Source organism: Candidatus Dactylopiibacterium carminicum, assembly GCF_014736495.1.
Lineage (GTDB): Bacteria > Pseudomonadota > Gammaproteobacteria > Burkholderiales > Rhodocyclaceae > Uliginosibacterium > Uliginosibacterium carminicum.
In genome coordinates, this window is sequence record NZ_MDUX01000025.1 from 1 (window position 1) to 22,413 (window position 22,413).

General features: G+C 57.6%; 35 protein-coding genes. 1 reads left to right on the forward strand and 34 read right to left on the reverse strand.

What is annotated here, in order from left to right:
• Positions 1–14: 14 nt before the first annotated feature.
• The 4 genes from BGI27_RS09020 to ssb all read right to left on the reverse strand — a co-directional run bounded on the left by BGI27_RS09020 (position 15) and on the right by ssb (position 4,114).
• Positions 15–2,255: a PAS domain-containing protein gene (locus BGI27_RS09020; RefSeq protein ID WP_170943066.1), complete on the reverse strand. Its 2,241-nt coding sequence runs from the start codon at positions 2,253–2,255 to the stop codon at positions 15–17.
• 256 nt (positions 2,256–2,511) lie between these two features.
• Entirely contained in the window at positions 2,512–2,880 is a 369-nt protein-coding gene (locus tag BGI27_RS09025; RefSeq protein WP_095524545.1) for a sirohydrochlorin chelatase, read from the reverse strand.
• Positions 2,881–2,895: 15 nt separating this feature from the next.
• On the reverse strand, positions 2,896–3,516 hold the full coding sequence (locus BGI27_RS09030; protein WP_095524546.1) for a response regulator: 621 nt from the start codon (positions 3,514–3,516) through the stop codon (positions 2,896–2,898).
• A gap of 94 nt (positions 3,517–3,610) precedes the next feature.
• Complete coding sequence (gene ssb, locus BGI27_RS09035) at positions 3,611–4,114, reverse strand: single-stranded DNA-binding protein (RefSeq protein WP_095524547.1); 504 nt, start codon at positions 4,112–4,114, stop codon at positions 3,611–3,613.
• Positions 4,115–4,336: 222 nt separating this feature from the next.
• Between ssb and uvrA the strand changes: the two genes are divergently transcribed.
• The gene (uvrA, locus tag BGI27_RS09040; protein ID WP_095524548.1) at positions 4,337–7,150 is read left to right on the forward strand and encodes an excinuclease ABC subunit UvrA; all 2,814 of its coding nucleotides are present in this window, start codon (positions 4,337–4,339) and stop codon (positions 7,148–7,150) included.
• A gap of 71 nt (positions 7,151–7,221) precedes the next feature.
• On the opposite strand, the gene rplQ is transcribed toward uvrA, so the two are convergent.
• From rplQ to tuf, 30 genes are all read right to left on the reverse strand, one after another.
• A complete protein-coding gene (rplQ, locus tag BGI27_RS09045; protein ID WP_095524549.1) occupies positions 7,222–7,608 on the reverse strand; it encodes a 50S ribosomal protein L17 in 387 nt (128 codons plus the stop codon).
• 24 nt (positions 7,609–7,632) lie between these two features.
• Entirely contained in the window at positions 7,633–8,613 is a 981-nt protein-coding gene (locus BGI27_RS09050) for a DNA-directed RNA polymerase subunit alpha (RefSeq protein WP_095524550.1), read from the reverse strand.
• Positions 8,614–8,651: 38 nt separating this feature from the next.
• A complete protein-coding gene (gene rpsD / locus BGI27_RS09055; RefSeq protein WP_095524551.1) occupies positions 8,652–9,281 on the reverse strand; it encodes a 30S ribosomal protein S4 in 630 nt (209 codons plus the stop codon).
• 15 nt (positions 9,282–9,296) lie between these two features.
• Entirely contained in the window at positions 9,297–9,686 is a 390-nt protein-coding gene (gene rpsK, locus BGI27_RS09060; RefSeq protein ID WP_095524552.1) for a 30S ribosomal protein S11, read from the reverse strand.
• Positions 9,687–9,699: 13 nt separating this feature from the next.
• Positions 9,700–10,062 (reverse strand): 30S ribosomal protein S13, encoded by a 363-nt coding sequence (rpsM, locus tag BGI27_RS09065; protein WP_095524553.1) that lies wholly within the window; start codon positions 10,060–10,062, stop codon positions 9,700–9,702.
• A 62-nt stretch (positions 10,063–10,124) separates the two neighbouring features.
• A complete protein-coding gene (rpmJ, locus tag BGI27_RS09070; protein WP_095524554.1) occupies positions 10,125–10,238 on the reverse strand; it encodes a 50S ribosomal protein L36 in 114 nt (37 codons plus the stop codon).
• A 26-nt stretch (positions 10,239–10,264) separates the two neighbouring features.
• Positions 10,265–10,483: a translation initiation factor IF-1 gene (gene infA, locus BGI27_RS09075; protein WP_095524555.1), complete on the reverse strand. Its 219-nt coding sequence runs from the start codon at positions 10,481–10,483 to the stop codon at positions 10,265–10,267.
• Between the two features lie 9 nt (positions 10,484–10,492).
• Positions 10,493–11,818 carry a preprotein translocase subunit SecY gene (secY, locus tag BGI27_RS09080; RefSeq protein WP_095524556.1) on the reverse strand — a complete coding sequence of 442 codons (1,326 nt, stop codon included), beginning with the start codon at positions 11,816–11,818 and terminating at the stop codon, positions 10,493–10,495.
• 20 nt (positions 11,819–11,838) lie between these two features.
• A complete protein-coding gene (gene rplO / locus BGI27_RS09085) occupies positions 11,839–12,273 on the reverse strand; it encodes a 50S ribosomal protein L15 (RefSeq protein ID WP_095524557.1) in 435 nt (144 codons plus the stop codon).
• Positions 12,274–12,456: a 50S ribosomal protein L30 gene (gene rpmD, locus BGI27_RS09090; protein ID WP_095524558.1), complete on the reverse strand. Its 183-nt coding sequence runs from the start codon at positions 12,454–12,456 to the stop codon at positions 12,274–12,276.
• 2 nt (positions 12,457–12,458) lie between these two features.
• A complete protein-coding gene (gene rpsE, locus BGI27_RS09095; protein ID WP_095524559.1) occupies positions 12,459–12,983 on the reverse strand; it encodes a 30S ribosomal protein S5 in 525 nt (174 codons plus the stop codon).
• 11 nt (positions 12,984–12,994) lie between these two features.
• Positions 12,995–13,348 (reverse strand): 50S ribosomal protein L18, encoded by a 354-nt coding sequence (gene rplR, locus BGI27_RS09100; protein WP_095524560.1) that lies wholly within the window; start codon positions 13,346–13,348, stop codon positions 12,995–12,997.
• Between the two features lie 12 nt (positions 13,349–13,360).
• Entirely contained in the window at positions 13,361–13,894 is a 534-nt protein-coding gene (rplF, locus tag BGI27_RS09105) for a 50S ribosomal protein L6 (RefSeq protein WP_095524561.1), read from the reverse strand.
• A gap of 11 nt (positions 13,895–13,905) precedes the next feature.
• Positions 13,906–14,301, reverse strand: a complete 396-nt coding sequence (gene rpsH / locus BGI27_RS09110) for a 30S ribosomal protein S8 (RefSeq protein ID WP_095524562.1) — start codon at positions 14,299–14,301, stop codon at positions 13,906–13,908.
• A 10-nt stretch (positions 14,302–14,311) separates the two neighbouring features.
• Positions 14,312–14,617 carry a 30S ribosomal protein S14 gene (gene rpsN / locus BGI27_RS09115; protein ID WP_095524563.1) on the reverse strand — a complete coding sequence of 102 codons (306 nt, stop codon included), beginning with the start codon at positions 14,615–14,617 and terminating at the stop codon, positions 14,312–14,314.
• Positions 14,618–14,624: 7 nt separating this feature from the next.
• Positions 14,625–15,164, reverse strand: coding sequence for a 50S ribosomal protein L5 (gene rplE / locus BGI27_RS09120; RefSeq protein ID WP_095524564.1), 540 nt, complete (start codon positions 15,162–15,164; stop codon positions 14,625–14,627).
• 9 nt (positions 15,165–15,173) lie between these two features.
• Entirely contained in the window at positions 15,174–15,491 is a 318-nt protein-coding gene (rplX, locus tag BGI27_RS09125; protein ID WP_095524565.1) for a 50S ribosomal protein L24, read from the reverse strand.
• Between the two features lie 9 nt (positions 15,492–15,500).
• Positions 15,501–15,869 (reverse strand): 50S ribosomal protein L14, encoded by a 369-nt coding sequence (gene rplN, locus BGI27_RS09130; RefSeq protein ID WP_095524566.1) that lies wholly within the window; start codon positions 15,867–15,869, stop codon positions 15,501–15,503.
• Positions 15,870–16,013: 144 nt separating this feature from the next.
• Positions 16,014–16,280: a 30S ribosomal protein S17 gene (gene rpsQ, locus BGI27_RS09135; protein WP_095524567.1), complete on the reverse strand. Its 267-nt coding sequence runs from the start codon at positions 16,278–16,280 to the stop codon at positions 16,014–16,016.
• Positions 16,280–16,471, reverse strand: a complete 192-nt coding sequence (gene rpmC / locus BGI27_RS09140; RefSeq protein ID WP_095524568.1) for a 50S ribosomal protein L29 — start codon at positions 16,469–16,471, stop codon at positions 16,280–16,282. Before rpmC ends, rpsQ begins: the two co-directional genes overlap by 1 nt.
• Before the next feature lie 5 nt (positions 16,472–16,476).
• Positions 16,477–16,890 carry a 50S ribosomal protein L16 gene (gene rplP / locus BGI27_RS09145; protein ID WP_095524569.1) on the reverse strand — a complete coding sequence of 138 codons (414 nt, stop codon included), beginning with the start codon at positions 16,888–16,890 and terminating at the stop codon, positions 16,477–16,479.
• Positions 16,874–17,662 (reverse strand): 30S ribosomal protein S3, encoded by a 789-nt coding sequence (rpsC, locus tag BGI27_RS09150; protein ID WP_095524570.1) that lies wholly within the window; start codon positions 17,660–17,662, stop codon positions 16,874–16,876. The genes rplP and rpsC overlap by 17 nt, the downstream gene beginning before the upstream one ends.
• Positions 17,663–17,671: 9 nt before the next feature.
• Entirely contained in the window at positions 17,672–18,001 is a 330-nt protein-coding gene (gene rplV, locus BGI27_RS09155; RefSeq protein WP_095524596.1) for a 50S ribosomal protein L22, read from the reverse strand.
• Between the two features lie 9 nt (positions 18,002–18,010).
• A complete protein-coding gene (rpsS, locus tag BGI27_RS09160) occupies positions 18,011–18,286 on the reverse strand; it encodes a 30S ribosomal protein S19 (protein ID WP_095524571.1) in 276 nt (91 codons plus the stop codon).
• A gap of 9 nt (positions 18,287–18,295) precedes the next feature.
• Positions 18,296–19,123: a 50S ribosomal protein L2 gene (rplB, locus tag BGI27_RS09165; RefSeq protein WP_095524572.1), complete on the reverse strand. Its 828-nt coding sequence runs from the start codon at positions 19,121–19,123 to the stop codon at positions 18,296–18,298.
• Positions 19,120–19,428: a 50S ribosomal protein L23 gene (gene rplW / locus BGI27_RS09170; protein ID WP_095524573.1), complete on the reverse strand. Its 309-nt coding sequence runs from the start codon at positions 19,426–19,428 to the stop codon at positions 19,120–19,122. The genes rplB and rplW overlap by 4 nt, the downstream gene beginning before the upstream one ends.
• Positions 19,425–20,045, reverse strand: a complete 621-nt coding sequence (gene rplD, locus BGI27_RS09175) for a 50S ribosomal protein L4 (protein WP_095524574.1) — start codon at positions 20,043–20,045, stop codon at positions 19,425–19,427. Before rplD ends, rplW begins: the two co-directional genes overlap by 4 nt.
• Before the next feature lie 11 nt (positions 20,046–20,056).
• The gene (gene rplC / locus BGI27_RS09180) at positions 20,057–20,695 is read right to left on the reverse strand and encodes a 50S ribosomal protein L3 (protein ID WP_095524575.1); all 639 of its coding nucleotides are present in this window, start codon (positions 20,693–20,695) and stop codon (positions 20,057–20,059) included.
• Between the two features lie 124 nt (positions 20,696–20,819).
• On the reverse strand, positions 20,820–21,131 hold the full coding sequence (gene rpsJ / locus BGI27_RS09185; RefSeq protein ID WP_095524576.1) for a 30S ribosomal protein S10: 312 nt from the start codon (positions 21,129–21,131) through the stop codon (positions 20,820–20,822).
• A gap of 80 nt (positions 21,132–21,211) precedes the next feature.
• Positions 21,212–22,402, reverse strand: a complete 1,191-nt coding sequence (gene tuf / locus BGI27_RS09190) for an elongation factor Tu (RefSeq protein ID WP_095524577.1) — start codon at positions 22,400–22,402, stop codon at positions 21,212–21,214.
• Positions 22,403–22,413 lie beyond the last annotated feature (11 nt).

A 22,413-nucleotide genomic window follows, 5' to 3' on the forward strand; every position in this document is an offset into this window, starting at 1 on the left:
TGAAAAACAGTATTTCATGAAGCTCGGGGCTGTCTAGGAAACCCGGGGCGATTCACATCCAGTTGCCCACTGCGTTCTGCCCCGAGTCGTGCAAATCCCAATACTGCATGCAAAGGGGTCTTAAGTTCATGAGACATCGCAGCTAGAAAATCGGTCTTGGCTGCGCTCATTCGCTCCGCCACTTCCTTTGCTGCCAACAGGTCCTTCGTCCGCTCCTCCACTAGCTCACGCAGTTGATCCCGATGACGACGCAGCTCGGCCTCGGTATGCTTCTGCTCGCGCTGGTCCACCAGCAGCACCCAGCACACAGGTGCTTCCCCTTCCTGGCGCACCATAACCGCACTGACGATGACTGGCAGCTCGGAGTCGTCCGCGCGGACCAGCATTTTTTCGCGGGGGGTCAGCACATCGGTGTGCGCCAGTGCCTCGAACAGCTCGCGCACCATTGGAACAAACCGCTGCGGCAAACGCTCCCGATATCCCAGACCCGCCAATTCCAGTGCATCCATGCCCAGCATGTCCAGAACACAGGGGTTGGTCTGCAATAGCTGCCTCTGATCGTCGAACAGCACGATGCCAATAGGAACGCTCTCTATCAAAGCGTCGAGGCGAGAGAGCGTCTTGCGCAAGCTGCGCTCGGCGCGCCGCTGCTGAGTCAGATCCTGATTGATGCCAAGGATTACGCGCCGCCCTTCGGCGTCACGCACGACCTTCTTATGCATCACGATGTCACGGGGCTCTCCCTGGTGATTGAGTACCACCATTTCTCGGGTCAGCACGCCGCCATCAGCCATCATGACTTCCTGGTCGAACGATTCGATCCGCGCAGCGATATCCGCCGAAACAAAGTCTTCGGCGTAAACCACCTCCGGATGCCCGGCCGCACGCTCGTAAAATTCATCGAACGCGGTATTGGTCATGATGTAGGCTAGTGTCTCGTTCTTCACGTAACTGGCAAAGGGCAAGGCGTCGAACACCGTCTGCAAGAACCCCCGCGTGAGCGTCTGTTTATCGAGTGCTTCCCGGGCTTCGACCTCTGCCCGTCGCAGATCGGTGATCTCGTAGTTGGCTCCGACGATGATGCCCCGCCCCTCTGCATCAAGGCAGCGGGTCTTGCTCACAGCCCAGTATCGAAGCGCTCCGGTCCGGTCATCGAAGGCCTGATCCTCCTTACGGATCGTCTGCCCTGCCAGAATCCTCCGGTCTTCCTCCTCGATCATTGAACCGACCCGGTCTCCAAAAAGCTCACACGAGGTCTGGCCTATCATGTCCTCGGCGCGCATACCCCATTGCTCTGCAATGGCCTCATTGACCATCAGATAGCGACTGTCGGCATCCTTGACATAGATCGGATGCGGGATCGCGTGGATCAAGCGTTGGATGAACGCTTCGACTCGCATCGACAGCTCCGCCATCCTCCTGGCATAGTCACGAACCTCGGACTGGTTTTCGTAGGTGGTTACCACCACGAACCGGCCTCGTTTGTCGGTGCAGCGGCTTTTGGTGATCCGCAGGAAGACTCTCCGCCCGGAGCGCCCGAGCTCGAACCAATCTTCCAACGTATGGACGCTACCAGTATCCAAGGTGAGGCGATCCAGCGCTTCCAGACGTTCAGCCATCCCGGCCCGGACAACCTGCCCCGGACGTCGGCTGATAGCGTCTGCCGGCTGCATCTCCATCAGATCGCAATAAGCACGGTTGGCCAATGTCAGACGACTGCCTTCATCCCGAACGGAAATCGGCAGGGGCAGCGTATCGATCACCCCTTCCATGAAGGTCTGATACAACGCACGCTCCCGAGCCGATTCAATTTCCTCGGTAACATCGGAAATCGCACCGGTCAGGTAGCGTCCATCCAGTGAAACGCTGGCACGTATGCGCAACCAGCACTTTGTCTGTCGGCGATGCACCGGAAACAGCTCGTCGAAACGCCCCCTTTCGTTCCAGGCGCCACGCATCGCAGTGATGAGACGATGCCGTTGGTCGCGCGTCAGACGCCGCATCAACACATGCGTACGGAAAGTGCTGGCAGCTTGCTCCGGCACCTGCTGGCCCAGCAGCTCGAAGCAACGATCCGCGCAAGAGAAGCGGCGTGTTCGGGCGTCGTATTCCCAAGCGCCGTCCTGTGTCGCTTCAAGGATTCTGCCTAGCCATGCCCGCTGCGCCCGCAAGAGGTCTACATGTTTCGTCTGTGCGCGGTGCTGAAGGAAAAACGCATTGGTCCCAAGAAGGAGAAGCAACGCCAACACGAACATGGCCAATACCGGCCAAACCCACCCGCTCCAGGAGATTGCATGCAATCCATACCCCAACGCCCCTGCCAGCAAAAGCGCGACTCCCCCCAGAACAGGCAACCATCCCGATCTGAAGACAGACGAGCGGTTTGAAGCAATCTCGGGAAGTGAGGAGAACATGAGGAGTGCCCGGCAGGGAAAGAGCGAGCTTGGTTATACGACAAGCACTGTTACCGCATAAGCTGCCCCCAAGGGACGGCGGCGCACGGAGCCCGATTCAGGCGCCGTCATGCGCACGAAGTGCAGCAGCTGCCAGTGCAGCTATCACTTCCGGGGCCTCTCCAAGAGCCGGATACAGATCAAGCGAAACTTGCGGATGGCGACTCTGGGCCTGGGCAAGGATTTCTGGCAGATCACGCTTGACGTGACCGCTCTGGGCAAGAAACACAGGCAATACCGAGATCCTGCTCGCCCCCCGTTCGACAGCCGTATCGATCGCCACTGGCAGCGTGGGCAGCATGAATTCGAGAAAGGCCAGATGGACCTCCGCGTCGGTCTGTCGCCCCACGACCTCCTGAAGGCGCCGCAGTGGCGCAGCCCAATCCGGATCACGCGCGCCATGCGCAAGCAGGATCAGAGCATCCATAACCGCACCGCCGGGTTAGGCCTGCACCCGCCGAGCCAGCTGCATCAACCGTGCCTGGATATAGCCCTTGAGCTCACGGAAGGGTATCGGCTTGCCATACACAAGCACATCATCCGGCAAGCCGCCCTGTGCGGCGATATCTTCTCCGGTCAGGCCCGTCACCACGATGATGTCCATCTCTGCCAGTTGCGGATCCGCACGCAGGCGCCGGATTATGGCAAAACCATCGAGATCCGGCATGATCAAATCGGCCACGAGGAGATCCGGAGGATTACGGGCGATCTCCATCAGGCCTTCGAATCCGGAAGGCACGATCTTGACCTTGATCGGCATTTCCCAGGTTGCGACAGTCTTTTCGTAGAGAGCCTGCATCAGGCGATCGTCCTCTGCGATCAACACGCGCAACATGGTTGGATTGGCTGCGGCGGGCAGAGGACGTTGACGCTTGCGCAGGAAAGACTCCACGGAAGTGATACGGATCCGACGATGTCCGCCAGCAGTCTTCCAGGCATCGAGCAAACCATTCTCGACCATCTGTTGCACCGTTCCCAGAGATACGCCAAGCATCTGGGCGGCCTCGGTGGTGCTACAGAATTCCCGCTCAGGCTTGGCCTGGGCCTGTATCGCGTCCGACATGCAAGATCCTCTTCATTGAATGCGCTCGTGGCAGTGAGTTCAACACTGCCACGGATCCATCGATATTTATGCCCGTTAGATTGTAGCGCAGGCGTCAGAACGGAATGTCGTCGTCGAAGTCCCCAAAACTACTCGACGGGGCCTTGCTGGCGGGAGCAGACGGCGCACTTTGCGGTGCACGCGCCGGTTGCTGTTGACCATAGTCTGGGCGAGATTGGTCAAAATCATCCCCCCCACTACGCCCGCCGCCGTCACCAAGGCCATCACGGCCGCCCAGCATCTGCATCTGATCGGCACGAATTTCGGTGGTGTACTGCTCGACGCCATCCTTGTTTGTCCATTTCCGCGTGCGAAGGCTGCCCTCCACGTAGATGGAGCGTCCCTTCTTCAGATACTGCCCGGCAATCTCGGCCAGACGCCCGTTGAACACCACCCGGTGCCATTCGGTCGCTTCCTTCTTTTCGCCGGAGTTGCGGTCCTTCCAGGTGTCGGTCGTAGCCAGAGAGACTGTGCAGAAAGCGTCTCCACTAGGGGCATAACGCACTTCCGGATCTCGGCCCAGATTGCCGACCAGGATCACTTTGTTAACAGACGCCATGTAATTTCTCCTGAAAACGTGATTGCCAACGCTGAGCTTGCACGCAGACATCACCGACAATCGTGACATCGGTCAGCGTCGAACCCAAAAATACTGGCCGCCCACTTTGGCGGCCATACGTGGTGGGATGCTACCCGAAGCCGGCGCGCCGGGATACGGCAAGCTTGGCCTTGCCCCTCATGCTGGCTATATTGTCTGGTTTTCTCGCCAGCAGTACAGGCCATGGACTGGATCCGTATCCGTGGGGCACGCACCCACAATCTCAAAAGCATCAATCTCGACATCCCGCGCAACCGGCTCACGGTCATTACCGGCCTGTCCGGCTCGGGCAAGAGTTCGCTGGCCTTCGATACCCTGTATGCAGAAGGGCAACGCCGCTACGTGGAGAGCCTGTCGGCCTACGCTCGTCAGTTCCTGCAGTTAATGGAAAAACCGGATGTGGATCTGATCGAAGGCTTGTCTCCTGCCATCTCGATTGAACAGAAAGCCCCCAGCCACAATCCACGCTCCACGGTTGGCACCATCACTGAAATACACGACTACTTGCGCCTGCTTTTTGCCCGCGCCGGCACGCCGCACTGCCCCGATCATCAGCTTGCACTGGAAGCGCAAAGTGTTTCGCAGATGGTGGATCACGTGCTGGCCCTGCCGGAAGGCACCGCATTGATGATTGCGGCCCCCATGCCCCACAGGCATCGCGGACAGAATGCTAGTGAGATGGTCAGCGAATTGCGCGCTCAAGGTTTCGTGCGGCTGCGTGTCGCCGGAGAGACCTTCGAGATGGACCAGTTGCCCGAAATTGCGGACGATGCGCGCATCGAACTGGTGGTTGACCGGGTTCGCATTCGCCCCGATACACGTCAGCGCCTGGCCGAGAGTTTCGAAACAGCACTGGCGCACGGCGAAGGCCGTGCCTTGGCGATCGAAATGGAGTCTGGTCGCGAGTATCCATTTTCGGCTCTGTATGCGTGTCCATCCTGCGGTTTCGCCATACCGACGCTGGAACCACGGATGTTTTCCTTCAATAGCCCTTCCGGCGCCTGCCAGGCTTGTGACGGGCTGGGAACTCACGATTTCTTCGATCCCGCCCGGGTTGTCGCACATCCCGAGCTTTCCTTGGCCGGCGGAGCCATACGGGGCTGGGATCGGCGCAACCAGTTCTATTTTCAGATGCTGCAGAGCCTCGCCGCATTCTACGACTTCGATATAGAGGCCCCCTTTGGTGAGCTGCCGGAGGCTGTCCGTCATGTCGTACTGTACGGATCCGGCAGCCAGGCCGTCCCTTTTCGCTATCTCTCAGAATCCGGCCGGAGCGTCAGCAAATCCCATAGTTTCGAAGGCATCATCTCGAACTTCGAGCGACGCTACCGGGAGACCGACTCCACCGCGGTACGGGAGGAGCTCGGAAAATTGCGGGCTACACGCCCATGCCCTGAATGCCACGGCAGCCGTCTCCGGCGAGAAATCCGCCATGTACTCATCGGCAACCGATCCTTGCCGGAAATCGGCGCTATGCCGATTGCCGCGTGCCACGACTTCTTCAAGCGGACTCAGCTGCCCGGCCACAAGGGGCAAATCGCCGACAGACTGATGCATGAGATTTCCGCCCGCTTGCAGTTCCTGGTCGATGTCGGTCTTCACTATTTGAGCCTTAATCGTTCCGCTGACACACTCTCCGGCGGGGAAGCCCAGCGCATCCGCCTTGCTTCTCAGATAGGTTCAGGCCTCACCGGCGTCATGTATGTCTTGGATGAACCTTCTATTGGCCTCCATCAACGCGATAACGATCGCCTGCTGGGAACACTGCAACGACTGCGTGATCTGGGTAACAGCGTGATCGTGGTGGAGCACGACGAAGACGCGATCCGACTGGCTGACCACGTCATCGACATGGGGCCTGGTGCGGGAGAGCATGGTGGAGAAGTGATTGCCTTCGGCAGCCCGGCCGATATCGAAGCCAGCAAAACATCCGTTACAGGTGCATTTCTTTCGGGACGCTGCTGTATCGCCGTGCCACAACAACGCAGGGCGCCAGACCCTGAACGCATGCTCGAAATCAGAGGTGCGCGCGGCAACAATCTGAAGCAGCTGAACCTTCAGCTGCCTGTCGGATTGCTTACCTGCGTTACCGGCGTATCCGGCTCGGGCAAGTCCACCTTGATCAACGACACACTCTACGCAGTGGCTGCTCGTCATCTCAACGGAGCAGGCACTGATGCAGCTCCCTTTGACAGCTTCAGCGGTCTGGAGCATTTCGACAAGGTCATCAACGTCGATCAAGCACCGATCGGGCGTACTCCTCGTTCCAATCCTGCAACCTACACCGGGCTGCTGACGCCAATTCGCGAGCTGTTTGCAGGCTTACCGGAAGCAAGGGCCAGAGGGTACGGCGCCGGACGCTTCTCCTTCAACGTCAAGGGGGGGCGCTGTGAGGCATGCCAAGGGGACGGAATGCTACGCGTGGAAATGCATTTTCTGCCTGACGTCTTCGTACCCTGCGATGTTTGCCATGGCAAACGCTACAACCGGGAAACGCTCAAAATCCGCTACAAGGGCAAGAGCATCGCCGATATCTTCGATATGACCGTGGAAGAGGCGTCCCGATTTTTCGAAGCGGTCCCAAGCATTGCGCGCAAACTGGACACTTTGCTTAAGGTCGGTCTTGGCTACATCCGCCTCGGCCAGAGCGCCACAACCTTGTCGGGCGGCGAAGCACAGCGCGTCAAACTGGCGCTGGAATTATCGCGACGAGACACGGGAAGAACACTCTATATCCTTGACGAACCGACCACAGGGCTGCACTTCCACGACATAGAACTGCTGCTCCGTGTGCTGCAGCGCCTGCGCGAACATGGCAATACCATTGTGGTCATCGAGCACAACCTTGACGTGATCAAAACAGCTGACTGGCTGATTGACCTAGGGCCTGAAGGAGGCAATGGCGGCGGGCAGATTGTGGCAACGGGGAGTCCCGAGGCGGTAGCAGCCAATGCCACCAGCCACACGGGGCATTATTTGAAGCGACTGCTGAGCTGAAAACCTTTTACGCAAAAGAACAAAGCCCGCTAATGCGGGCTTTGTTCTTTTGCGATCAAGCCGAAAAACACTTACTCGGCTTCGACCACTTCTGCGTCTGCAGGACGGTCCAGCAGCTCGACATAGGCCACTGGGGCATTGTCACCCACACGGAAGCCGCACTTCAGGATACGCAGATAGCCTCCATTACGGGTGGCATAGCGCGGACCAAACTCCTTGAAAAGCTTGAGCACCATATCGCGGTCACGCAGACGGGAGAACGCCAGACGGTGATTCGCCACCGACGGATTCTTGCCGAGCGTAATCAGCGGCTCCACCACACGGCGCAATTCTTTGGCCTTGGGCAGGGTTGTCTTGATCACTTCGTGACGCAGCAGCGCGTTCGAGAGATTTTGCAGCAGCGCCTTGCGATGGGCGCTGGTGCGGTTGAGCTTGCGAAGGCCGTTACCGTGACGCATTTCCAGATTCCTATTCTTGTGTGCTCAGCTGATCTTCTCGAGACCTGCCGGCGGCCAATTTTCCAGTTTCATGCCCAGCGTGAGGCCACGCGTAGCGAGCACGTCCTTGATTTCGTTGAGCGACTTGCGACCCAAGTTCGGCGTCTTTAGCAGCTCTGTCTCGGTGCGCTGGATCAGGTCACCGATGTAGTAGATGTTCTCGGCCTTCAGGCAGTTTGCCGAACGAACGGTCAACTCGAGATCATCCACCGGGCGCATCAGGATCGGATCAGTCGGCGGAGCCTTCTCTTCTTCCTTGGCAACCGGTGTACCTTCCAGATCAGCAAATACCGACAGCTGATCCATCAGCACACGCGCTGCATAGCGAATCGATTCTTCCGGCTCCACAGCACCATTGGTTTCGATATCGATCACCAAACGATCAAGGTCGGTACGCTGTTCGACGCGGGCGCTTTCCACCTGATAGCTGACGCGGCGCACTGGGCTGAACGAAGCATCCAGCACCATACGGCCGATCACCTTATTGTCGCCATTCAACGGGCGGACATTGCCCGGCACATAGCCGCAACCCTGTTCCACCTTAATCTGCATGTCGATCTTGCCACCAGGGGCCAGATGCGCGATCACATGATCCGGATTGATGATTTCCACGTCATGGGAAACCTCGATATCTCCGGCCTTGACAACGCCTTCGCCCGACTTCGATAACCGCAGCAGCGCTTCGCTACGATTATGCAGCTTGAGCACCACGCCCTTGATGTTCAGCAGGATGTCAACCACATCCTCGCGCACACCTTCCAGCGTCGAATATTCGTGCAGCACGCCATCAATCGACACTTCCGTAGGCGCATAGCCAGGGAGCGACGACAGCAGGATACGGCGCAACGCGTTACCCAGCGTATGTCCATAGCCACGCTCGAACGGTTCCATCACCACAACTGCGTGGACCGGCGAAATGCTCTGAACGTCAATGATGCGAGGTTTCAGGAGGCTGTTACTCTGCATGTCCAATCCTTGTCACGAGATGATCAGCTGTACTTGCATTAACGCGAATACAGTTCAACAACCAGGCTCTCGTTGATCGTCGAGGGCAGTTCTGCGCGCTGAGGATAGGCCTTGAACACGCCCTTGGCGGCCTTGGCATCCACATCCAGCCATTCCGGGAATCCACGACCTGCTGCCGCTTCCAGTGCAGCCTTTGAACGCAGGTGGGCACGTGCTGCTTCAGTCAGCTGAACCACATCACCAGGACGCAGCGTGTAAGACGGAATATTCACACGTTGACCATTGACCAGCACGCAATTGTGGCGAACAACTTGGCGTGCCTCAGCACGCGAGCCGCCAAACCCCATGCGATAAGCCACAGTATCCAGACGGCCTTCCAGCAGTTGCAGCAGGTTTTCACCTGTCTGCCCCTTGCGACGGTCAGCTTCCGCGTAAACGCGGCGGAACTGGCCTTCGAGCACGCCATAAATACGACGGATCTTCTGCTTTTCACGCAGTTGCTGACCATAGCCAGACAGACGCTGGCCGGATTTCTGTCCATGCTGACCAGGTGCGTACGAACGACGTTCGATTGCGCACTTGTCGGTGAAACACTTTTCGGCCTTCAGGAACAGCTTTTCGCCTTCGCGGCGGCACTGACGGCACTTCGGATCGAGATTGCGAGCCACTTTCTTGAACTCCTGTTAGATGCGGCGACGCTTCGGCGGGCGGCAACCGTTGTGCGGCACGGGGGTGATATCCGTGATCGAGGTGATCTTCAGGCCCAGCGCATTCAGCGCACGCACAGCAGATTCACGACCAGGTCCCGGCCCCTTGATACGCACTTCCAGATTCTTCACGCCACACTCCTGCGCAGCCTTGCCGGCAGCTTCGGCAGCGACCTGGGCAGCAAACGGGGTGCTCTTGCGCGAGCCCTTGAAGCCTGCGCCGCCCGAGGTAGCCCAAGACAACGCATTGCCCTGACGATCAGTGATCGTCACGATAGTGTTGTTGAAGGAGGCATGAATATGCGCAATGCCTTCAGCAACATTCTTCTTTACTTTCTTACGAACCTTCGCAGCAGTCTTTGCCATGATCTACCCCTGATTACTTCTTGCCGGCCATGGTCTTGCGCGGACCCTTGCGGGTACGGGCATTCGTGCGGGTGCGCTGACCACGCACAGGCAGACCACGACGATGACGGACACCACGATAGCAACCAAGGTCCATCAGACGCTTGATGTTCATAGTAATCTCGCGGCGCAGATCACCTTCAACGGTGAACTTACCGACCTCCTCGCGCAGACGATCCATCTGCTCTTCGGTGAGATCCTTGATCTTCGTGCTGCGGGCCACGCCGGCGCCGTCGCAGATTTTCTGGGCGCGAGTGCGACCGATGCCATAAATGGCAGTCAGCGCGATCTCTGCGTGCTTGTGATTCGGAATATTGACACCAGCAATACGGGCCATGAACTTACCCTTTTATCGCGGAAAAGCGAAACGCATAAGTTTAATAAAAACGGGGCTCAAAATCAACCCTGACGCTGTTTGTGACGCGGATCTTCACAGATCACACGAACCACGCCCTTGCGACGGATGACCTTGCACTTGCGGCAGATCCGCTTAACAGAAGCTTGTACTCTCATTTTTAACTCCTAATAACCGTTCCGTCTTACTTCGAGCGGAATACGATACGTCCCTTGCTCAGGTCGTACGGCGTAAGCTGTACGGTAACCTTGTCTCCGGGGAGGATGCGGATGTAATGCATCCGCATCTTGCCGGATATATGGCCCAGGACAACATGGCCATTCTCAAGCTTGACCTTGAAGGTCGCGCTGGGAAGGTTCTCCAAAACCTCACCCTGCATCTCGATGACGTCTTCCTTCGACATGACAAAGTGTCACCGGGAAAGCCCGGGGTTTCCCTTGAAGTTCGCCTTCTTGAGAAGGCTCTCATACTGGTGCGACATCATGTAGGCCTGAACCTGCGCCATGAAATCCATGGTCACCACCACGATGATGAGCAATGACGTACCGCCAAAGTAGAACGGCACTTGCCACTTCAAGATTAAGAACTCGGGCAACAGGCACACCAACGTCACATAGACAGCCCCAATCAGCGTCAGACGCATGAGTACCTTGTCTATATAGCGTGCGGTCTGCTCACCAGGACGGATACCGGGCACAAACGCACCACTCTTCTTCAGATTCTCTGCCGTTTCCTTGGAATTGAATACCAAGGCGGTATAGAAGAAGCAGAAGAAAATAATCGCTGCCGCATACAGCATGATGTAGATCGGCTGCCCCGGTGACAACGTACTGGCAATGTCACGCAACCAGCGCATGCTGTCGGAGGATCCAAACCACTGAGCTGCGGTGGCCGGGAACAGAATGATCGACGATGCGAAGATCGGAGGAATGACGCCCGACATGTTCAGCTTGAGCGGCAGATGGGAACTTTGTCCACCATACAGCTTATTGCCAACCTGCCGCTTGGCATAGTTCACCAGAATCTTGCGCTGCCCACGCTCAACAAACACCACGAAAGCAGTAACGCCCACCGCCAGCGCACAAATCACTAGTGCAGTGAAAGCATGCAATGCTCCCGTACGGACCAACTCCAACAATCCGCCGATCGAACCTGGCAAGCCAGAGGCGATACCCGCAAAAATGATGATCGAGATGCCGTTACCCAGACCACGCTCGGTAATCTGTTCGCCCAGCCACATCAGGAACATGGTGCCGGTCACCAGCGTCGATACCGCAGTGATACGGAACAACATGCCTGGGTCCAGCACCAGATTGGGTTGCTGTTCCAGCATCACCGAAATACCCACCGACTGAAACAGCGCAAGCGCTACAGTGCCATACCGTGTGTATTGCGTGATCTTGCGGCGACCCGCCTCGCCTTCTTTCTTCAGCGCCTCAAGCTGCGGCACGGCAATTGCCATGAGCTGCATGATGATCGATGCCGAGATGTAAGGCATGATCCCCAGCGCAAAGATGGTAAACCGGGACAGAGCACCACCCGAAAACAGGTTGAACACCCCGAGAATGCCATTCTTCTGCGACTCGAACAGCCTGGCGAGCTCGGCCGGGTCAATACCCGGCACAGGAATGTGCGCACCGATCCGGAAAACGACCAGCGCGCCAAGCAAGAACCAGAGCCTGCGTTTCAGGTCGGCAAACTTGCCCGACTTGCCCAGTACCGGAGATTGAGTGGCCACGTCGCTATCCCGTCTCGTGATTATTCGCCGAGCGAACCGCCAGCGGCTTCAATCGCGGCACGAGCGCCCTTGGTGGCGGTAAGGCCACGCAAGACCACTTTGCGATCAATGCTGCCAGACAGAATCACCTTGGCGGACAGTGCATCCGTACGCACTACACCAGCCTGCTTCAACGCAATCAGATCGATCTCTTCGATAGGCAGCGCAGCAATTTCACTGAGGCGAACCTCAACATTACGGGCTGCCGTCAGCGAGACGAAACCGCGTTTCGGCAGCCGGCGTTGCATAGGCATCTGGCCGCCTTCGAAACCGACCTTGTGGAAGCCACCAGCGCGGGACTTCTGGCCCTTATGGCCACGGCCGGCAGTCTTGCCCAGGCCGCTGCCGATGCCGCGACCGACGCGGCGACGAGCCTTCTTGGAACCCTCAGCGGGTTGCAGCTTGTTCAGTTCCATTTAGCCCTCGCACTTAACCAGGTAGAAAACCTTGTTGATCATGCCGCGCACAGCGGGTGTATCTTCAAGTTCCACGGTGTGATTGATACTACGCAGACCCAGACCTCGCACAGTGGCGCGGTGCGGCTGCTTCGTGCCGATCAGGCTTTTGACGAGCGTGACGCGAATTTTCTTGTCAGCCATGATTACCCCAGAATCTCTTCAACGGTCTTGCCACGCTTGGCAGCAATCTCGGCGGCGGTGCTGGTGGCGAACAGACCATTCAGCGTGGCACGCACGACGTTGTACGGGTTGGTGGAGCCGAGGCATTTGCAGATCACGTCGGTCACACCCATCACTTCGAACACCGCGCGCATGGCGCCGCCAGCAATGATGCCGGTACCACTCGGAGCGGGTTGCATCAGCACCACGGCTGCGCCGTGCTTGCCGATCACAGAATGCTGGATCGTGCCGTTCTTCAGTGCGACCTTGGCCATCTTGGCGCGAGCTTCGTTCATCGCCTTCTGCACCGCGACCGGCACTTCACGCGACTTGCCCTTGCCCATCCCGATGCTGCCATCACCATCGCCAACAACGGTCAGCGCTGCGAAGCCGAGGATACGCCCCCCCTTCACGACCTTGGTGACGCGATTGACCGACACCATCTTTTCGCGCAAACCATCATCGCGCTCTTCAGATGCCTGGACCTTCTTTGTCTGTTGCTTAGCCATGTTTATCTCGCTTAGAACTGCAGACCGTTTTCACGCGCTGCCTCGGCCAGAGCCTTGACGCGACCGTGATACTGGTAGCCCGCACGATCAAACGCGACGGACTTGACGCCCGCCGCAACAGCGCGCTCGGCAATCAACTTGCCAACCACGACGGCAGCACTTACGTTGCCGCCATTGCTTGCTTTGCCACGCACTGCCGCCTCGACCGTGGACGCGGTGGCAATCACACGCGAGCCACACTCGGAGATGACCTGAGCATAGATATGGCAGTTCGAACGGAACACTGTCAGTCGAGCGACCTTTTGCTCCGCAATGCGGGCCCGAGTTTTGCGAGCCTTGCGCAACCGCGCTTCTTTCTTGTTCATTTCCGTCCGCCTTTACTTCTTCTTGGTTTCCTTCAGGATCACCACCTCGTCGGCGTAACGCACGCCCTTGCCCTTGTAGGGCTCAGGAGCGCGATAGGCACGAACTTCAGCGGCGACCTGACCAACTTGCTGCTTATCGGCACCCTTGATGACGATTTCCGTCTGGCTCGGTGTTTCCACCTTCACGCCAGCGGGCATCTGGTGCACGATAGGATGGGAGTAACCCAGCGACAGGTTCAGCTTGTCGCCCTGAGCCTGGGCACGATACCCCACGCCCACCAGATTCAACTTGCGCTCGAAGCCCTTACTGACACCCACCACCATATTGTTGAGCAGCGCGCGAGTGGTGCCAGACATTGCATCAGCATTGTCCTGACCAGCCACAAGCTCGACGGTGATCACGTTACCGTCGAGTTTGAGACTCACGGAGGGATGCAGAGCACGTTTGAGCGTACCCAAACCGCCCTTCACTGTAACCTCGGCACCCGAAATGCTGACTTCTACGCCAGCCGGCAACACGATCGGATTCTTATTTACGCGTGACATGACGTTTCTCCTTAGGCCACGAAGCAAAGCACTTCGCCACCGACCTTGTTGGCGCGCGCATGACGATCCGTCATCACGCCACTCGGAGTGGAAACGATTGCCACACCCAAGCCATTCATGACCTTGGGCAACTCATTGCAGCCGCGGTATACACGCAGACCGGGCTTGCTCACGCGTTCGATGCGTTCGATCACGGGACGGCCTGCGTAATACTTCAGACCGATGCTCAGCTCACGCCTAGCACCTTCGCCACGCACGGCGAAATCTTCAATATAACCTTCGTCCTTCAACACTTGGGCGATCGCAACCTTTAGCTTGGAGGCAGGCATGGAAACCGAAGCCTTTTCAGCCTGCTGAGCATTGCGGATACGCGTCAGCATATCGGCGACCGGATCAGACATACTCATCTCGATCTCCTTACCAGCTAGCCTTGGTCATGCCGGGCACTTCGCCCTTGAAAGCTACTTCACGCAGCTTATTGCGGCACAGACCGAATTTACGAAACACACCACGGGGACGCCCGGTCAGTTCGCAACGATTGCGAAGACGGCTCGGGCTGGCATTACGCGGCAGCTTTTGCAGTTGCAGACGGGCTGCAGCACGCTCTTCTTCAGAGCGGGAAGCGTCATCAATCACCGCTTGCAGAGCAGCACGCTTGGCAGCGAATTTTGCCACCGTCTTGCGACGCTTCTCTTCGCGGTTGATAAGAGCCAGTTTTGCCATGTCACCCTCAGTTCTTGAACGGGAATTTGAAAGCCGCAAGAAGAGCGCGAGCCTCTTCATCCGTCTTGGCCGTGGTGGTCACACTGATGTTCATACCACGCAGCGCATCAATCTTGTCGTACTCGATTTCAGGAAAAATGATCTGTTCCTTGACACCGAGATTGTAGTTGCCACGACCATCAAAACCCTTGGCCACGATGCCCCGAAAGTCGCGAATACGCGGCATTGCCACACTGATCAGACGATCCAAAAACTCGAACATGCGCGGACCACGCAAAGTCACCATGCAGCCAATAGGATAACCGTCACGGATCTTGAAGCCTGCAATCGACTTCTTGGCTTTGGTAACCACCGGCTTCTGACCGGCAATCTTCGCCATATCGCCAACGGCGTGATCCAACACTTTCTTGTCGCCCACTGCTTCACCCACACCCATATTCAGTGTGATCTTGGTGATGCGCGGCACTTCCATGATGGATTTGTAGCCAAAGCGTTCACTCAACTGAGCAACAACTTCGGATTTATAGAATTCTTGAAGACGAGCCATGACTGTTCCTTACGCGCCGATCAGTTCGCCGTTTGACTTGAAGACGCGAACCTTCTTGCCATCTTCAAGCAGCTTGAAACCCACGCGATCAGCTTTTTGCGTCGCAGGATTAAACAGACCTACATTCGAAACATGGATCGGCATTTCCTTTTCGACGATGCCACCGACTTGCCCCTTCACGGGATTGGGCTTAGTATGCTTCTTGACGCGATTCACGCCTTCCACAACCACACGCTCAGCATCCACACGACGCAGCACGACACCACGCCGCCCCTTGTCCTTGCCTGTCAGGACGACAACCTCGTCCCCTTTGCGAATCTTGTTCATCTTCGCTCCTTAGAGGACCTCAGTGGCCAGCGAGACAATCTTCATAAAACGCTCGGTACGCAACTCGCGCGTCACCGGCCCAAAAATACGCGTGCCGATCGGCTCAAGCTTGCTGTTCAGCAGCACTGCTGCGTTTTTGTCAAACCTGATCAGCGACCCGTCGTTACGACGCACGCCCTTGGCCGTACGAACCACTACGGCATTGTAGACGTCGCCCTTCTTGACACGCCCACGCGGAGCAGCGTCCTTGATACTTACCTTGATGATGTCGCCAACGCTCGCGTAGCGGCGCTTTGAACCACCCAACACTTTGATGCACATAACTGCGCGCGCACCAGTATTGTCGGCGACATCAAGAATCGTCTGCATTTGGATCATTTTTTACTCCATCCAACTTAAACGCGTGAGCGCATTTAGTTTTGGATCCCGTCCGGGAAAAAGGACCCTGCCTTAAAAGCAGGAATTCGAGCCAGGCATTCTAGCCTAGCTCGAGCTTACAATGCAAGCACCTTGCGCGAATTATTAACCCTGCGCTTTTTCAAGCACTCGGGTCACGCGCCATGCCTTGGTCTTGGAGATCGGAGCGCATTCCTCGATTTCCACCAGATCGCCGGCCGCTGTAACACCGTCAGCCACATCTGCGTGGTACTTCTTCGATTGAACGATCACCTTGCCATAAAGCGGGTGCTTGACGCGACGTTCAACCAAAACCGTCACGGTCCTAGTCATTTTGTCACTGACCACACGGCCGCTTAGCGTGCGACGCACGACTACATTTTGCTCACTCATCACGCCACCGCTTTCTGACGCAGGATTGTACGAACGCGTGCAATGTCGCGACGCACACGACCCAGCTGGGCGCTATTGCTCAGCTGTTGCGTGGCGAACTGCATGCGCAGGGAGAACTGCTCCTTGAGCAGCGCAACCAGCTCATCCTGAAGCTCGGTAGCGCTCTTGGAGCGCAACTCATTCGCTTTCATTCTTCTTACCCCACAAGCCGCGTCACGAACGCGGTCTCAATCGGAAGCTTAGCGGCCGCCAGGCGGAAGGCTTCACGAGCCAAAGTCTCGTCAACACCATCCATCTCATACAGCACCTTGCCAGGCTGGATCTCAGCTACCCAGTACTCCGGATTGCCTTTGCCGTTACCCATACGGACTTCGGCAGGCTTCTTGGAGATGGGCTTGTCCGGGAAGATTCGGATCCAGATTCGGCCGCCACGCTTGATATGACGAGTCATAGCACGACGAGCAGATTCGATCTGACGAGCAGTCAAGCGACCACGGCCGATAGCTTTCAAGCCATACTCGCCGAAGCTTACCTTGGCGCCACGGGTCGCAACACCTGTATTGCGCCCCTTCTGCTCCTTACGGTATTTCCTTCTATTCGGCTGCAGCATCACTTGCTCCTGCGGTCTTCACAGCGGCCGGCTTGCGTGCGGCGGTACGGCGAGGAGCGGGCTTACCCTCTCCTTCGCGTGCCGGACGGCGCGGACGGCGCGTTTCGTTTTCGTTGGCTTCGACAACGGCAGGCTGCTCGCCTTTGCCGACCATCTCACCCTTGTACACCCACACCTTGATACCGATGATGCCGTAGGTGGTGCTGGCTTCGGAAAAACCGTAGTCGATATCGGCACGCAGCGTGTGCAGAGGCACCCGCCCCTCGCGGTACCATTCGGTACGAGCGATCTCGGCACCGTTCAAGCGCCCCGAACTCATGATCTTGATGCCTTGAGCGCCAAGACGCATGGCGTTTTGCATGGCGCGCTTCATAGCGCGACGGAACGTGATGCGCTTTTCGAGCTGCTGGGCAATCGAATCGGCGATCAGCTGGGCATCGACTTCCGGCTTGCGGATCTCTTCGATGTTGACATGCACAGGCACGCCCATGATCTTTTGCAGATCAGCCTTCAGCAACTCAATGTCCTCACCCTTCTTGCCGATCACCACGCCTGGACGGGCGCTGAAAACGGTGATACGAGCATTCTTGGCCGGACGCTCAATCATCACGCGCCCCACGGAGGCGTGCGCTAGCTTTTTCTTCAGATGCTCGCGGACCTTGATGTCCTCGTGCAGCATCGAAGCGAAACTCTTGCTGTTGGCAAACCAGCGAGAGCTCCAGTTCCGGGTCACCGCCAGGCGGAAACCGGTCGGATGGATTTTCTGTCCCATATGCTCCCCTTACTCGCCGACAGACAGGTAGATGTGGCAGGTCTGCTTCTCGATGCGATTACCACGGCCCTTGGCACGTGCAGTAAAACGCTTGAGAGACATACCTTTTTCCACGTGGATCGTCTTGACCTTCAACGCATCGATATCGGCGCCATCGTTATGCTCAGCGTTCGCAATAGCGGACTCGAGCACTTTCTTGATGATACCGGCACCCTTTTTCGGGCAGAAAGTCAGAATGTTCAACGCCTGATCCACCGGCTTGCCACGTACCAGGTCAGCCACTAGGCGACCCTTCTGGGCGGAGAGGCGGACACCGCGCAAATTTGCATTGGTTTCCATGATCACCCCTTACTTCTTCGCCTTCTTGCTGGCAGCGTGACCTTTGAAGGTACGCGTCAGCGCGAACTCGCCCAGCTTGTGACCCACCATGTTCTCAGTCACATAAACCGGAATATGTTGCTTACCGTTGTGCACCGCGATCGTCAGGCCGATGAATTCGGGCAGGATCGTCGAACGACGCGACCAAGTCTTGATCGGACGCTTGTCGGTTGAACTTGTCGCCGCCTCGACCTTCTTGAACAGATGGTCGTCTACAAACGGCCCCTTTTTAACGGAACGTGCCATGACTACCTCTTATCGTTTGTGACGACGCTGAACGATCATGCTGTCAGTACGCTTGTTGTTACGCGTACGATAGCCCTTCGCCGGCTGACCCCACGGGCTGACCGGGACACGACCTTCACCGGTCTTGCCTTCACCGCCACCGTGCGGGTGATCAACCGGGTTCATTGCCGTACCGCGCACCGTCGGGCGGATACCGCGCCAACGCTGTGCACCGGCCTTACCGATCTTACGCAGGTTGTTTTCTTCGTTGCCAACTTCACCAATGGTGGCGCGGCACTCGATATGCACACGGCGAATTTCTCCGGACCTCAGACGCAACTGCGCATAAGCGCCCTCGCGAGCCAGTAGCTGCACGGAGGTGCCTGCGGCACGAGCCAACTGAGCCCCCTTGCCAGGCAACAGTTCTACGCAGTGAATGGTGCTGCCAACCGGTATATTGCGAATCGGCAACGTGTTACCGGCCTTGATCGGAGCTTCAGCACCGCTGACCAGTTCCTGCCCAACCACGAGGCCCTTCGGAGCAATGATGTAGCGACGCTCACCATCGGCATAACACAAGAGTGCGATATGAGCGCTACGGTTCGGGTCGTATTCGATACGTTCGACCTTGGCAACGACACCATCCTTGTTGCGCTTGAAGTCAACGATGCGGTAGTGCTGTTTGTGGCCACCGCCCTGGTGACGAACAGTCACACGCCCCAGGTTGTTACGACCTGAGTTCTTGAACTGGCTCTCTACCAGCCCAGCAAAGGGCTTGCCCTTGTGCAGATTGGGGCTGACCACCTTGACCAGACCACGGCGACCCGCAGAGGTGGGTTTCACTTTGACCAACATTATGCGGCCCCTCTCTCAACGAAATTGATCTCCTGACCAGGCTTCAGGCTCACAAAAGCCTTCTTCCAGCCCTTGCGCTGACCGATCGAACGACCAAAACGCTTGATCTTGCCCTTGACGTTCAGGACTTGAACGGAATCCACCTGAACCTTGAACAGCAGCTCTACAGCAGCCTTGATTTCCGGCTTGGTCGCATCGGATGCCACACGGAAAATCACTTGCTCGTTTTTCTCGGCCACCGCCGTCGTCTTCTCGGAAATCTGCGGGGCGAGCAGCACCTGCAGGAGTCGTTCCTGGCTATAGCTCATTGCCACATCTCCTCGATCTTGGCGACCGCAGCGCGTGTCACGATGACGCGCGGGTAGCGCACCAGCGACACCGGGTCGGCTTCATGGGCCTCGAGCACCAGCACGTTATGCAAGTTGCGCGAAGACAGCCACAGGTTTTTATCGATCTCGTCGGTAATCACCAGCGCGGACTCAGCGCCAAAACCCTTCAGCTTCTGAGCCAGCAACTTGGTTTTCGGAGCTTCGACAGACAGGCTCTCTACCACCACCAGACGATCTTCGCGAACCAGTTGCGACAGGATCGAAGCGATGCCAGCTCGGAACTGCTTGCGATTGACCTTCTGCGTGAAGTTTTCATCCGGGCGATTCGGAAAAATCCGACCCCCCCCGCGCCACAGCGGCGAGGACGACATACCGGCACGGGCGTTACCCGTGCCTTTCTGCTTGAAAGGCTTGTGCGTGGAGTGCTTGACTTCACCACGATCCTTCTGTGCGCGATTGCCGGAACGGGCATTCGCTTGATAGGCCACAACCAGTTGGTGCACCAGCGCTTCGTTGTATTCACGGCCAAAGACCGCATCCGAAGCCTGCACCGTCGCGGAAGCCTGGCCCTGATCATTAATCAGCTTGAGTTCCATCACGCCCCCGATCAGTTCTTGACGGCCGGACGGACGATCACGTCGCCGCCATCATGACCCGGCACTGCGCCCTTTATGAGCAACAGGCCACGCTCCGCATCGACGCGAACCACCTCCAGGTTTTGCACCGTGGTACGCACGGCTCCCAGATGGCCGGACATGCGCTTACCCGGAAAAACCCTGCCCGGATCTTGGTTCATACCAATGGAACCAGGTGCATTGTGGCTGACTGAGTTACCGTGAGTAGCGCGCTGCGAACTGAAGTTGTGGCGCTTGATGGCGCCAGCGTAGCCCTTACCGATCGAAGTCCCGGTGACATCCACCTTCTGACCGACGGCAAAGATTTCGACACTGATCACATCACCAGCCTTGTAGCTGGTGAGTTGCTCGGCAGTCAGGCGAAATTCGCGCATGGCGTTACCGGCTTCAACCCCCGCTTTGGCCAGATGGCCGGCGAGCGCCTTGGTCACGCGACTTGCTCGACGCGTACCAAAGGCGACCTGAATGGCAGCATAGCCATCTGCTTCAGGGGTCTTGATCTGGGTCACTCGATTGTTCGACACGTCAAGCACCGTCACCGGAACGGAAGCACCATCCTCGGCAAAAATGCGAGTCATGCCGACCTTGCGACCAACAAGGCCTAGACTCATGTTTTTCTCCTATGACCCGGTTTCGATTGACCGAGTCGCAATGTACTGCAACGAAAACCCCCGCGCCAAAAAACGCGAAGTGCGAGAGTTTAACCGAAAAGCAAAAGGAAATGCAAGCAGCGGCTTACTGCAGCTTGATTTCGACGTCAACACCAGCCGGCAGGTCCAACTTCATCAGTGCATCAACCGTCTTGTCGGTCGGATCGATGATGTCCATCAGGCGCAAATGGGTGCGGATTTCGAATTGATCACGCGAGGTCTTGTTGACGTGCGGCGAGCGCAGGATGTTGAAACGCTCGATCTTGGTCGGCATGGGGACCGGGCCACGCACCACGGCGCCAGTACGCTTCGCGGTGTCAACGATTTCCTGGGCAGACTGATCGATCAGACGATAGTCGAAGGCCTTCAGGCGGATACGGATTTTCTGGTTTGCCATGATGTTGATTCCAAAGAGCAAAAGAGCACAAAGAACAAACGGCGCGCGCCCTCAGGGCACGCGCCGCAGAAGCCCATCGATTACTCGATGATTTTGGCGACGACGCCGGCGCCAACAGTGCGGCCACCTTCGCGAATGGCGAAGCGCAGACCTTCTTCCATGGCGATCGGCGCAATCAGCTTGACGGTCATCGAAATGTTGTCGCCAGGCATCACCATCTCGGTGCCTTCCGGCAGCGTGATGGCGCCAGTCACGTCCGTCGTACGGAAGTAGAACTGCGGACGGTAGTTGTTGAAGAACGGGGTGTGACGACCGCCTTCGTCCTTGCTCAGCACATACACTTCACCGGTGAAGTGGGTGTGCGGCTTGATCGAGCCCGGCTTGCACAGTACTTGGCCGCGCTCCACGTCTTCACGCTTGGTGCCGCGCAGCAGCACGCCGACGTTGTCGCCCGCTTGCCCTTGATCCAGCAGCTTGCGGAACATTTCGACGCCCGTACAGATGGTCTTCTGCGTGTCCTTGATGCCGACGATTTCAATTTCTTCACCAACCTTGACGACACCGCGCTCGACACGACCGGTCACCACGGTGCCACGACCCGAGATCGAGAACACGTCTTCGATCGGCATCAGGAAGGGCTTGTCGATGGCACGTTCCGGCGTGGGGATGTAGGAGTCCAGCGCGTCGGCCAGGGCCATGATGGCGCCTTCACCGATTTCGCCCTTGTCACCTTCCAGCGCCTTCAGGGCCGAGCCCTTGACGATGGGCACGTCGTCGCCCGGAAAGTCGTACTTGGAGAGCAGTTCGCGCACTTCCATTTCGACGAGCTCGAGCAGCTCGGCGTCATCGACCATGTCGCACTTGTTCAGGAACACGATGATGTAAGGCACACCGACCTGACGGGCCAACAGGATGTGTTCGCGAGTCTGGGGCATGGGGCCGTCAGCGGCCGAGCACACCAGGATGGCGCCGTCCATCTGGGCGGCACCGGTAATCATGTTCTTGACGTAGTCGGCGTGCCCCGGGCAATCCACGTGGGCGTAGTGACGATTGGCCGTTTCGTATTCGACGTGCGCGGTGTTGATGGTGATACCACGAGCCTTTTCTTCCGGCGCCGCGTCGATCTGGTCGTATGCCTTGGCGGCACCACCGAACTTCGAGGCCAGCACCGTCGTGATCGCTGCCGTCAGCGTCGTCTTGCCGTGGTCAACGTGACCAATCGTGCCCACGTTCACGTGCGGCTTCGTACGTTCAAACTTTTCCTTGGCCATTTCTAGCTCCT